Source organism: Nonomuraea sp. NPDC059023 (assembly GCF_042740095.1).
GTDB lineage: Bacteria > Actinomycetota > Actinomycetes > Streptosporangiales > Streptosporangiaceae > Nonomuraea.
This window is the reverse complement of record NZ_JBHYIO010000020.1, coordinates 98,886-110,581: the sequence shown is the minus strand read 5'-3', so window position 1 is coordinate 110,581 and position 11,696 is coordinate 98,886. Positions and strand designations below refer to the sequence as shown.

Below are 11,696 nucleotides of genomic sequence, written 5' to 3'. Positions count from 1 at the left end.
TCGAGCTCGCCCCCACCGACAGGGACCGTGGCGCCTGAGTGAAACATGCCTACTGAGGCGATCGGTTCGCACTTTCCGATCCACCGCTGAGTGGTCACTGACCTCCCCGAGCGAAGCGGCCGGGTGAGCTCATCCGCCGCATCTGGCCACAGCCTTCCTTTCGACTAAAGGTTGTGCTGTTTCGCAGCTCGGAGCCACCCGCGACGCTACGTTGAGTGGCGTCTCGGCCACAGGAGAGGCGCACTGGCGCTGTGGCTCTTGCCTGCCGTCCGATCAAGCCAACAGGTGCGAAGATGGTCGTCATGAGCATGAATCGGCGGGGTGAGGTCTTGAACGAACTGGCCAGCGCGATCCGGAGCATGCACATACCCAACGCGCCGCACATCCAGGATGCTTCCGTTGAGCCGTATCTTGACGCCGATGGTGAGGCTGCGTTGAAGGCCGTCATCATCGTGGACACGCCCGACGAGAACGGATGGCCGGCCGAGTTCACCCACGCCCTGCGCAGAGAAGTGAACAAGCTCGCCGCTCAACGTCAAATCGATGAGCACGTCTACGTCACGCTGTTCACTCCAGAAGAATTCCAGGCCCGGGAAGACGTGGACGAAGCACTGGAAGACAACAACACGGGTGTCATTGACCAGGCCCTATCGCGGGACCAACGGGACGGGCAGTGAGGCGAGACTTCAAAGCGGACGACTATCTCCACCTGGCAGACACCCTCGCAGGCCGTACCGCAGGGCGCGGCCGCCCTCGGACCGCCTACCTGAGGCGTGCCATCTCAACGGCCTACTACGCGCTCTTTCACGAGCTTGTGCAGCATGGCGCGAGGCGTGCAGCCAGGAACGGGCCGATCGAGCACCAGCAGGCCATCGGCCGATGGTACGCCCACGGCAACTTCAAGAAGGCAGCCCGATGGGTGGAGGACATCGCGGCCGGACGTACTCCACCGGGTCCTGTCCGGCTCCTTCTGATCGACCCCCTGACCCAGGGCGTGCCTACAGATCTGGAAGTGCTGGCGAGTGCGTTCAACGAGCTTCAGGAAGCCAGGCACGGTGCGGACTACGACCCCGCTTTCGACGTAACCCGCCTAGGCACCCTCGGTCACGTCAACACGGCCCGCTCAGGCATCGAGGCCATCAAACGCATGGACAGGCTCGACCTTCATCAGTTCGACATGTTCTGCCTGCTCGCCCTCGGCTGCGACCGCATGATCAGGAATAGCTGAGCAAGCGATCACCGCCACGGTGACGTACTTTTCGACTGGCACGATCAGTTCCGTCTGGTACACAGCACGTGCGTGCCAGTCGGACACCACGGCTATGGGCTCCGAAGCCACGCCGTATCGGCGTGCGGGCACCAACGGGTTCGGCGCCGGTTCGCCGATTCGGAACGGACGACACCGCAGACCTCGGCATTGGTCATCGCATATGGATGGTCGCCTCGTAGCGCATGGCGAGTTTGTCGAAGCGAGTGACGGTAGGGCTATGGCGTTCGAGCCGGTTGATGCCGCCTTCCACCAGTGAGCGGGCGCGGTAGTCGACTGGGTCGAAGCCCGGTGGGCGCGTGATATGCCATCCGGCAGATTCTGGCTCTTGACCGGTGCAGCTCCGCGAATCAGTGTCGAATACTGCGCGCAAGCAGCCGCAATTCCCCGACAGCGGCGGCCAACATGACGCTACGGTTCGTTGGCATCGACCCCGATACCCCGGGCGGAAACTGCCCGAGTGTCTGGGTGGACGAGATAGACGGCTCGATCGTGCTGCAGGGCTGGGAAGTAACCGACCCCGCCGAGCGGGAGCAGATCGCCGCCCGCAGCCCAATCCTGGACCACGAGCGCATCATCCGGATACCGGCGCGCATGCGGCACATCCTGTTGGAGGCAGCCAGTGACGGCACAGCACCCGGAGCAGGACCAGACGACGATCGTTGACATGATCGCCGCCGCGCGGCCCACGGCCATCCACCTGGAGACGCGACGAGTACACCCCGGACGGGCCCGTGTTCGCCGACTGGGTGGCGGGCAGGACGATCGACGTGCGGGCAGCTGGGGCGACTGGTTCGACGTCGTCAAGGCCGCCACCGGCCGGGGCGTGGAGATCCGCCGGGCGCGGATCGTCTCCGAGCCGATCACCAACTTCGTCCGCTACGAGTACGACCTGACGGCCGAGCTGAACCTGGCGGGCGGCGAGCAGGTGTGCTGGCTACCCCGCCGTCAGGCCCCCGCCTTCCTGGTGCCACTGGCCGACTTCTGGGTGGTGGACGGCCAGGCGGTGCGTTTCAGCCACTTCGCCGGTGACGGCCGCTACCTGGCGGACGAGGTCAGCCGTGATCGGGCGGTCGCGCAGGCGTGCACAGCCACGTTCGAGGCGGTGTGGGAGCTGGGCACACCGCACGAGGAATACCGGCCCGCCTGACGTCGTCGCACCCGCGCCATGTCCAGCCCATCGTCCAGCGCGCAGAGCGCACGCAAGGCTCTCGCCGACCAGTTGCGGCAGATCCGGCTCGATGCCGGGTTGACGGCCCGCGCGCTGGCCGCCGCCGGTTGGCACGAGGCCAAGACCTCACGCATCGAGCACACCAAGCAGGCCCCATCCGAGGCCGACATCAAGGTCTGGGTGCGGGTCTGCGACGTCGCCGGGCACGAGGCCGAGCTGATCGCCGCGCTGCGCGCGGTCGAGCTGATGTGGCTGGACTGGCGGCGGGCCGAGCGCTCCGGGCTCAAGCACCTGAACGCCGCCGTCCGCGAGCTGTACGAGAACACGAAGCGCTTCCGGATCTACTCATCCGTCATGGTGCCCGGCCCCGTGCAGACCGCGGAGTACGTCACCGCTGTGCTCACCGCCATCCGGCAGCGGCGCGGGATCAGCGTGGACGACGTTGCCGAGTACGGCAAGCGCCATCGTGCCGTCTACGCGTGGCATCCCACCACCGAACAGCCGCCGATCCCAGCACCACACCCTCGGCGCCGGGGAAAGCACCGCGCCAGCCGCGCGCCGAAGGCGCGCACGATCAAAACGCCCGAGCGAAGCGAGGACCATTGTCCAGGGCGGGATCCAACCGCCCAACCACCCAGCCGGGCAACGGGTGGGACCCCAGAAGAACGCGCGAAGCACCATGCCCTTGGCCAGGAAGAGCGCCCGACCGGAGGGAGGCCCTCCAGGGGTCGAGCTTCAGCTCGACCGGAGAAACGCCTGGAACCCCAAACGCGCGAAGCGCGCCAATGTGAAAGACCATGCCTGTGGAGCTAAGGGGATTCGAACCCCTGACCCCCTCCATGCCATGGAGGTGCGCTACCAGCTGCGCTATAGCCCCATGCCGCATCACGGCACCGCATCAGTGTATCCGACTCCCAGACTCCCCGAGTTCGGGATTAGCATGCGTCACCGTCTTGCTACCGTGCGTAACGTGACGACTGTGGAGGCTGTGCCTTTGACGGCGCGGTGTGCGCGTATCTTCGCCGGGCGGGAGCATGCGCTGCTCGGAATTAGCGCTATGAATGGATATTTCAGTCTTGGGGCAATTACCGGGCTGCTTCACTGGGCCCGGGGGTACTTCAAGCGGGTCGATGTGCTCGTGCCGGGGATCGAGCTGGCCGGGACGCTCGCGGCCCGGGGGGATCTGCCGCCGCACAAGGCCAACAAGAAGGCCCGTGCGGCGATCAACAACACGCGCAACCGCGTGCTCCACGCGCTTTCCGCCCTCGAAGCGCCCGACGTCGGCGTCTACTCCTGGACCGACCTCCACGACCGGCCCGCCTACACCGGGCTCCGGAGCCGCCTGGACGAGCTCTACCTGTGCGATTCCGTCTTCCGTGAGCTCTGTGACGCCGCGCTGGAGCCTGTGCTCGGAACCTCCCGGCCCACCGCCGATCAGGTCCGCGAGGCCATTCCGTTCCTTTTGTCGGAATTGCCGCTCATGCTGGATACTCCGGCGATTTTGGAGACGGGGTCGTCGTTGTTCTGCTATCCGCGAATGCTCCCGGTAGCGAAGTGGCTTTATGCCGGGATGATGCCGGTATATCCCAGCGTTGGTCAGGGAATGTTGACGACTCGGTTGACAGGTATTGATGCAGGTGAGAACCATTAGTCCTGAGTCATTTACCGGGGTGGGGCGGGGCGGCCATGGATCCTCACGCGCGTAACGCGGGGTATGCATTCGACAGTAGTGATATGGGCCATGACGGGTTCCTCGACGAGCACGACATGATGCTCGTCGGCGTCGCGGTCTGTGATCGGCTCAGCGTTCCCGAGCCGTCCGAGCAACGCGACGCCGTCGTCTCCGCCTACCGCCAGGCCTGGCAGCACGCCGTCGAACTCATCGGGACCGACGACCAGGGGCGCATCAGCCGCGCTTCCTATGTACGGCACGCGATGCGCCCCACCTCCGGCCGCATGACCTTCGTGGCCCGGATCGTCTGGCCCATCGGCGACGCCCTGTGGGACGCCCTGGACACCGACGGCGACGAGCAGCTGACCCGGGCCGAGTATCTACGCCTGTTCGCGGCCTACGACGTCGCCGGCCGTACCGCCAGAGAGGCCTTCGAGCGGCTGGACGGCAACCGCGACGGCCGACTGTCGAAGGACGAGTTCGCGCAGGCCCTGTACAACTTCTACTACGGCCGCGACCCAGAGATCCCGATCTTCGGCCGCCCCGGATAAAGCGCCCCCGGTTAAGGCCCCCAGCAAACGCTCAGGCCACCTCCGCGGCCTTGCCGATCAAGGATGACAGCTCGGTGACCATCGGGTCCTCCGCCGCCGCCGACAACCGCCCCGCGTGCTGCCCCAGCGTCCTGAGGTCCAGGCCGAAAGCCTCCCGGTCCCGCATGTACATCGCGAAGGCCGCCGCCACCACATCCACCTGAAGCCGCACCGGCGCCTTGCCCCAGAGGTCACCGCTCAGGTCACCGACGTCCACGCTCTTACTGGCCTCGGCCGGATTGCGCGTGTCGGGGTCCTGCCAGCGCACCGTAGCCGCGGCGAGCTGACCGCTGCCCCCAGGCTTGAGCTTGACCGAGTACAAGGCGGTCACCGAGTGCCCGGGTCCGATCTCGCCGCCGTCCTTGGTGTCGTCGCGGAACTCCTCGGCCGCCAGCGCCCGGTTGTCGTACCCGATGAGCTGGTAGGACTCCACCGCGCGCGGGTTGAAGGCGACCTGGGCCTTGGCGTCGCGGGCGCGCAGTTCGATGGTGGTGGTGAGCTGGTTGCCGAAGATCTTGGCGGCGTCCTCCTCTGTGCTCATGTAGACGGCCGCGCCGTCGGCGTTGTCGGCGAGCTGCTCCATGAGCTCGTCGCCGTATTCCCGCCCGACGCCGACGGTCAGCAGCGTGATCTGCTTGCCCGCCTGCTCCTTGACCTTGTCCAGCAGCGACCGCCACTGGGTGTCGCCCTGGTTGGCCAGGCCGTCGGACAGCAGGATGACCCGGTTCGTGGCGGCGGAGCGGAAGGCCTTGGCGGCCTCGTCGTAGCCGAGGCGCAGGCCGGACTCCAGGTTGGTGCCGCCGCCGATGGCCAGGGAGTCGACGGCCGTGTGCAGTTCGGCGCGGGAGACGAGCGGGGTCATGGACGCCAGCAACATGCCCTGGTCGCTGAAGGCCACGATGGACACCTGGTCGCCGGGCGCGAGCTGGTCGAGCAGCGTGTGCAGCGACTTGCGCACGAGGTCGAGGCGGCCGGGCTCGGCCATGGAGCCGGAGACGTCGACGACGAAGGTGAGGTTGGCGGGACGGCGGGCCGCCGCCTCCGAGGTGCGCGTCTGCAGCCCGACGCGGACGACCGCGTTGTCGCCCTCGCCCATGCGGGCGCCGTCGACGTGCACGGTGAAGCCGTTGTCGGCGGGCTGCGCGTAGTCCTGGCGGAAGGAGTTCACGAACTCCTCGGGACGGATCTGGCCCGCTTCGGGCCAGCGTCCTTCCGAGAGGGTACGGCGGGCGTACCCGTAGGAAGCGGTGTCCACATCCAGCGCGAACGTGGAGACCTGGGCCGTGGTCGTGTCCGAGTCGGTCCGGGTGGCCGCCGGCCGGGGCTGGTCGGGGGACGAGTTCTGCCTGGGCGCGACGTGTGCGGGCGCCTTGGCCTCGGATACGGAGGAGCCGCCGCCGGGCCCGCCGCACGCGGCCAGCAGCAGCACCCCCACCAACCCGACACCTACCGCTAAAGGACGAAATTTCATGGATAACCACCTCCACGCCCTATGACGGACCCGCATAACCGCCGGCCGGGCCGGTGACGCAAGCGAGCACAAACCGTGTTCACCATGTGATCGGTGTTTTCGAACCGTGACCGTTGTGCCAGGCCAGGGCCATCCGGTAGGCATGGATGCCGTGCGCGTCTATTTGGGACTGGCCGCGAAAGGCCAGGCGATAGATCCCCGTATCCTCGACCGGGCCAGGTCCGCTATCGAAACGGCCTTCCCCGTGCCCCCCGACGTCATCCGCGGCCAGGAATGGCACGGCGCGGGCGTCTCCCTGTTCGCCTGGTCCAACGAACCCGACGACACCCGCCACCCACCCCTCCTCCACCCCGGCGACGAAAAGGTCACGGGAGTCAACGGCCACCTGGCCGACCCGGCCGACGTCACCCGCCTGCCCGACCCGTCCGTCGGCGGCTGCTACTCGGCGTGGACCGCGAGCGACCGGATGCTGACCGCCACCACCGCCGCCAACCGGATCTGCCCCGTCTTCTACGCCGAGACCGCCGACCTGCACATCGCGGCCAGCCGCGCCCTGCTCGCACACCTGATCGCCCAGCGCGACGAACGCCTGTCGTTCGACGTGATGGCGCTGCAGACGATGGTCAGATCCGGCTACTTCCTGTCGGACGAGACTCCGTACCTGGGCGTGCTGGCGCTGCCGCCGAACTCCCGGCTCGACGTGCGCGGCGGCAGCCGTACCGTCACCAGGGAAGAGTTGCCGCGGGCGGCGCCCGCGCCCACGACGCGGCGGGAGAAGCGTGCGGCGCTCGACGAGCTGGCGGCGGCGCTGCTGGCGACGGTGGCGCCGCTGCGGTCGGCGGCCGAGCCGGTGAACCTGGCGCTGACCGGCGGGCGCGACACCCGCATCCTCGCGGCGCTGCTACACGCGGCGAAGGTGCCGTTCCGGGTGACGACGAACGGTTTGGACACCCATCCGGACGTGATCCTCGCCCGGCGGATCGCGGCCGAGCTGAAGCTGGAGCACACGGTCATCGCGCCGCCGCAGACGGAGGACCGCGACGCGATGCTGGTGGAGCACCCACTGGCGCGCGCCTGGGAGACGCTGCGTACCTGTGAGGGCATGACCTCGGCCTACGAGTCGATCGTGGGCTATCTGCCGTACTCGGCCACGCCGACCATGTCCGGGCAGGGCGGCGAGACGCTGCGCGCCGGGAGCCTCAACCTGCTGCAGACGGATCTGAGCGACAGAGCGCTGCTCAGGCGGATCGGCGCCACGTTCCTCAAGGACGAGAAGCTGTTCACCGCGGCGGCCAACGAGCACGCGCGCGAACAGGCCAGGCCGTGGCAGGAGCGCCCGGACAAGCTGGAGGCGCTGCACCACGTCTACCTGTCGTACCGGGTGGGCCGCTGGCAGGCCAGCGCCCGCGCGGGCGCGCTGCGGCGCGGCGACTCGGTGCGGCCCTACCTGGACAACCGGGTGGTACGCGCCGCACTGAGCCTGGACCAGCGCTGGAGCCTGTCGGAGGAGCCGATCTACTCCCTCATCCTGCGCTTCGCCCCGAAGCTGCGGAAGATCCCGATCGAGGGGAAGCCGTGGCGGTTCGTCGACGGGCGGACCGGGCGATGGCCGTGGTCGCACGTGCCGCCGCCGCACCTGCCGGCGGCCAGGACGGGCGGCGGGTGGAGCTGGCGTACCAGCCCGGGTCCCGCGCTCACCGATGTGCTGCGCGAGCAGGTGCTGGGCAGTCTCGACGCGCTGGAGACGATCGTGAATCCGGACGAGGTACGCGCGCTGTTCGCCGGCCCGGTGGTGGGGAAACCGGCCACCGCCTGGAACCTCTACACGGTGAGCACGCTGCTGACTGGCCTCTACCCGGGCAAACGCCCCGAGGCGCTCGAACGCGTCACGGTGTACCGGCCGTAGGTACTATCCGGCCATGATGCCGTTCAGGCCGCACACCGTCGCCGTGCTCGCCTACGACGGGATGGCGCCCTTCGAGCTCGGCTGCGTGGTCGAGATCTTCGGCCTGCCCCGCCCCGAGCTCGACGTCCCCTGGTACGACCTGAAGGTCTGCGCCGAGACCGACGGCCCGCTACGTGTGGTCGGCGGGTTCACGATGCGCGCCGAGCACGGCCTCGACGTGCTCACCTCGGCCGACACGGTCATCATCCCCGGCACCGACCTCACCGGGCCGGTCTCCCCGGCGCTCGTCGGGGCGGTCCGCGAGGCGCACGCCCGCGGCGCCCGCGTGGTCTCCATCTGCTCCGGCGCCTTCACCCTGGCCGCCGCCGGACTGCTCGACGGCCGGGACGCGGCCACCCACTGGAAGTACGCCGATCTGCTCCAGCGGCGTCACCCGGAGATCCGGGTCAACCCCGAGGTGCTCTACGTCGACGACGGCGACGTGCTGACCAGCGCCGGCAGCGCCGCCGGGCTGGACCTGCTCATCCATCTCGTCCGCAGGGACCACGGCGCGAGCACCGCCAACACCGTGGCCCGGCGCCTCGTGGTGCCGCCGCACCGGGAGGGCGGGCAGGCGCAGTTCATCGAGGCCGCGGTGACGCCCGCCGGCGAGGACGACGGCGTGGCCAGGGCGATGGCGTGGGCGCTCGACCATCTCGCCGAGCAGATCACGGTGCGCGAGCTGGCGATGCGGGCGCACATGTCGCAGCGCTCGTTCATCCGCCATTTCAAGCGGCAGACCGGCACCAGCCCGCTGCGCTGGGTGATCTCCCAGCGGGTGGCGGCCAGCCTGACCATGCTGGAGTCCACGACCGCGCCGGTGGAGGCGATCGGCGCGGCGGTCGGGTTCGAGAGCCCGGTCACCTTCCGCCACCATTTCACCCGCGCGATGCGTACCTCGCCGTCGGCCTACCGGCGCGCGTTCAGCGTGTGAGGGTCAGCCGCCACAGCGAGGTGACCTCGGCGGCGCGCGCCCGGTGCAGCGGGTCGTCGCTCTTGGCCGCCCGCCCGTGTCTCGGCGAGGTCTGGAGCTGACCGGCGACTTCCAGCCCGGTCTCCTCGAACCAGTCGAGCAACTCCTGCCGGGAGCGCAGCTCAAGATGTTCGGCCAGGTCGGACAGGATCAGCCACGCCTCACCGCCGGGTGACAGGTGATCGCGCAGCCCGTTCAGGAAGCCGCGCAGCATGCGGCTGTCCGGGTCGTAGACGGCGTGGTCGAGCGGGGACATGGGCGTGGCCGGGATCCACGGCGGGTTGCACACCACCAGCGGCGCCCGTCCCGCCGGGAACAGATCGGCCTGTTCGACCAGGACCCGGCCGGACAGGCCCAGCCGTTCCATGTTGTCGCGGGCGCACTCCAGGGCGGCGGGATCGAGGTCGGTGGCGATCACGCGGCGTACGCCCCGCCTGGCCAGCACCGCGGCCAGCACGCCGGTGCCGGTGCCGACGTCGAAGGCCACCTCGGCGTCGGGCAGCCGCGCCTGGGCGACCAGGTCGACATATTCGCCCCTGACCGGGGAGAACACCCCATAATGCGGGTGGATGCGCTCGCCCAGCGCCGGGACCTCGACGCCCTTGGCCCGCCATTCGTGCGCCCCGATCACGCCCAGCAGCTCGCGCAGCGGCCCGACCGCCGCGCCGTCGGCCGGACCGTAGACCTCGGCGCAGGCCTCGCGCACGTCGGGCGCGCGCCGCAGCGCGATCTCATGCTCTCCCGTGTACGGCACCAGCAGCATCCCCAGAATCCTGGCCCGCTGCGACTGGGCCTGGCGCTGCCGGTGGAACCCGCTGCCCGGCCTGGGCCGGGGACAGCGCCGGTCCATCGCCCTGAGCAGTTGCCGGGCGTTGTGGTAGTCGCCCGTCCACAGCAGCGCGGTGCCCTCGGCGGCCAGGCGGTGCGCGGTGTCGGCCTTGGTGGCGTCGTCGGCGAGCTCGACGTGTGTGGGCTCGGGTGCTCCCGCCGCCGAACGCCAGGCTGCCCGCCGCTCGTGTCCCGCCTCGTTCCAGGAGATCATCGTCTTCCGACGGTGTCACGCCACCTTGCGACGGGCAACCGGTTTAAAGCCTGCGATCAGCCAAAAGGGACCTCAGACCAGCACGCCGGGGTTGAGGACGCCCGCCGGATCCAGCGCGTCCTTGGCCGCGCGCAGCGCCAGCGCGAACGGCTCGGGCCGCTGCTCGTCGTAGAAGGGGCGGTGGTCGCGGCCGACCGCGTGGTGGTGGGTGATGGTGGCGCCGTGGTCGAGCAGGATGCGCGAGACCCGGGCCTTGAGCGCGTCCCACTGCGCGACCTCCGCGCCGCGCTCGGCGGGCAGGGAGACCGTGTAGTAGGGCGCCGGCCCGTCCGGATAGACGAACGCGAAGCGGCAGGTCGCGTCCACCGCGCCCATGACCGCCTCGTGCAGGGCCGGGAACCGGTCCCAGGTGACCGCGGTCTCGAACGTCTCCACCACCCTGCCCATGCCGGGAAAGGCGTTGCGGAAGTAGGGCATCCGGGTGAAGGTGCCCTTCCACTCCTTGTCCTGGCGTACGCCGCCGGTCTCGCCACCGGCGATCTCCAGCGCCCTGGCCATGGCCGCGTCCACGGGGTGGTCGGCCGACTCGAAGCCGAGGATGAGCACCGCGTGCTCGCCGTCGCCGCCCGCCGCGAGCTGAGCCTCGGCGGCGTCGAGCAGGCGGCAGTTCGACGGGTGCAGCCCCGACTGCGACAGCTCGCGCACCGCCTCGACCGCCCGCTCCCACGAGGTGAAACGGACCGACGCCGACAGTTTGTGCGCGGGCCGGCGCTGCAGCCGCACCCACGCCCGGGTGATCACGCCGAGCGCGCCCTCGGATCCCAGCAGCATCCGGTCGGGCGAGGGGCCCGCGCCCGAGCCGGGAAGCCTGCGCGACTCCCACACCCCGGCCGGGGTGATCGCGCGCACCGACTCGACCAGGTCGTCGATGTGGGTGTGCAGGCTCGCGTAGTGGCCGCCGGCCCGCGTCGCGATCCAGCCGCCCAGCGTCGAGAACTCATACGACTGCGGGAAGAAGCGCAGTTGCAGGCCGTCGGGCAGCTGGGCGTTGAGCGTCGGCCCGCTCGCCCCGGCCTGCACGAGCGCCGCGCGCGAGATCTGGTCCACCTCCACGACCCGGTCCATCCGGGTCAGGTCAAGACAGATCGCCGGCCCGTCGAAGCGCGCCTCGACGCCGCCGACCACGCTCGTGCCGCCGCCGCGCGGCACCACCGCCACCTGCCGCGCGGTGGCCCACTCCAGCACCTGCTCGACCTCGGTCTCGGTGCGGGGCAGCGCCACCAGGTCGGGCGCGCGGGCGAAGTCGCCCCGGTAGGCGCGGATGAGGTCGCGGTAGGCCTGGCCGTAGGTGCGGCCCGCGCGGGCGCGCGCCTCGGCGGTGGCGAACTCCTTCCACGCCTCCGGTACGGCCAGCCGTGGCGGCGGCAGCCGTACCCGGTCGAAGGGGACGGGTTCCTCGAAGTCATCGCTTCCGCTGATCATGCGGGCGATGCCCCGCAGCTCGTCCAGATCCGGCTCTGCGCCCCACGCCCAATGGCTCATGGGTCCTTGCTACATCATCGGCG

12 protein-coding genes and 1 tRNA gene are annotated in these 11,696 nt (G+C 69.6%); 9 read left to right on the top strand and 4 right to left on the bottom strand.

What is annotated here, in order from left to right; translation table 11 throughout:
* The first annotated feature begins 329 nt into the window (after window positions 1-329).
* From ACFWYW_RS31230 to ACFWYW_RS31210, 5 genes are all read left to right on the top strand, one after another.
* A complete protein-coding gene (locus tag ACFWYW_RS31230) occupies window positions 330-677 on the top strand; it encodes a hypothetical protein (RefSeq protein WP_379641122.1) in 348 nt (115 codons plus the stop codon).
* The gene (locus ACFWYW_RS31225; protein ID WP_379619357.1) at window positions 674-1,228 is read left to right on the top strand and encodes a hypothetical protein; all 555 of its coding nucleotides are present in this window, start codon (window positions 674-676) and stop codon (window positions 1,226-1,228) included. The genes ACFWYW_RS31230 and ACFWYW_RS31225 overlap by 4 nt, the downstream gene beginning before the upstream one ends.
* Before the next feature lie 444 nt (window positions 1,229-1,672).
* A complete protein-coding gene (locus tag ACFWYW_RS31220; RefSeq protein WP_379619355.1) occupies window positions 1,673-1,933 on the top strand; it encodes a hypothetical protein in 261 nt (86 codons plus the stop codon).
* On the top strand, window positions 1,890-2,417 hold the full coding sequence (locus ACFWYW_RS31215; RefSeq protein ID WP_379619353.1) for a DUF6879 family protein: 528 nt from the start codon (window positions 1,890-1,892) through the stop codon (window positions 2,415-2,417). Before ACFWYW_RS31220 ends, ACFWYW_RS31215 begins: the two co-directional genes overlap by 44 nt.
* A gap of 18 nt (window positions 2,418-2,435) precedes the next feature.
* Entirely contained in the window at window positions 2,436-3,251 is an 816-nt protein-coding gene (locus ACFWYW_RS31210; RefSeq protein WP_379619351.1) for a helix-turn-helix domain-containing protein, read from the top strand.
* Here ACFWYW_RS31210 and ACFWYW_RS31205 read toward each other — a convergent pair.
* Window positions 3,243-3,315 (bottom strand) — tRNA-Ala (locus ACFWYW_RS31205). The two genes, ACFWYW_RS31210 and ACFWYW_RS31205, sit on opposite strands and share 9 nt — an antisense overlap.
* A gap of 93 nt (window positions 3,316-3,408) precedes the next feature.
* Here ACFWYW_RS31205 and ACFWYW_RS31200 point away from each other — a divergent pair.
* Together ACFWYW_RS31200 and ACFWYW_RS31195 are read left to right on the top strand one after the other, a co-directional pair.
* Window positions 3,409-4,089: a tRNA-dependent cyclodipeptide synthase gene (locus ACFWYW_RS31200; RefSeq protein ID WP_379619349.1), complete on the top strand. Its 681-nt coding sequence runs from the start codon at window positions 3,409-3,411 to the stop codon at window positions 4,087-4,089.
* A gap of 83 nt (window positions 4,090-4,172) precedes the next feature.
* Window positions 4,173-4,661, top strand: coding sequence for an EF-hand domain-containing protein (locus tag ACFWYW_RS31195; RefSeq protein ID WP_379619347.1), 489 nt, complete (start codon window positions 4,173-4,175; stop codon window positions 4,659-4,661).
* A gap of 31 nt (window positions 4,662-4,692) precedes the next feature.
* Here ACFWYW_RS31195 and ACFWYW_RS31190 read toward each other — a convergent pair whose 3' ends face one another.
* Window positions 4,693-6,135 (bottom strand): von Willebrand factor type A domain-containing protein, encoded by a 1,443-nt coding sequence (locus ACFWYW_RS31190; RefSeq protein ID WP_379619345.1) that lies wholly within the window; start codon window positions 6,133-6,135, stop codon window positions 4,693-4,695.
* 178 nt (window positions 6,136-6,313) lie between these two features.
* On the opposite strand from ACFWYW_RS31190, the gene ACFWYW_RS31185 reads away from it, so the two are divergent.
* The gene (locus tag ACFWYW_RS31185) at window positions 6,314-8,077 is read left to right on the top strand and encodes an asparagine synthase-related protein (RefSeq protein WP_379619343.1); all 1,764 of its coding nucleotides are present in this window, start codon (window positions 6,314-6,316) and stop codon (window positions 8,075-8,077) included.
* Between the two features lie 13 nt (window positions 8,078-8,090).
* Complete coding sequence (locus ACFWYW_RS31180; RefSeq protein ID WP_379619341.1) at window positions 8,091-9,050, top strand: helix-turn-helix domain-containing protein; 960 nt, start codon at window positions 8,091-8,093, stop codon at window positions 9,048-9,050.
* Here the strand turns inward: ACFWYW_RS31180 and ACFWYW_RS31175 are convergent.
* Both ACFWYW_RS31175 and ACFWYW_RS31170 read right to left on the bottom strand, forming a co-directional pair.
* Window positions 9,040-10,131: a 50S ribosomal protein L11 methyltransferase gene (locus tag ACFWYW_RS31175; RefSeq protein ID WP_379619339.1), complete on the bottom strand. Its 1,092-nt coding sequence runs from the start codon at window positions 10,129-10,131 to the stop codon at window positions 9,040-9,042. The genes ACFWYW_RS31180 and ACFWYW_RS31175 overlap by 11 nt on opposite strands.
* Before the next feature lie 72 nt (window positions 10,132-10,203).
* A complete protein-coding gene (locus ACFWYW_RS31170) occupies window positions 10,204-11,673 on the bottom strand; it encodes an FAD-binding oxidoreductase (RefSeq protein ID WP_379619337.1) in 1,470 nt (489 codons plus the stop codon).
* Between the last annotated feature and the right edge of the window lie 23 nt (window positions 11,674-11,696).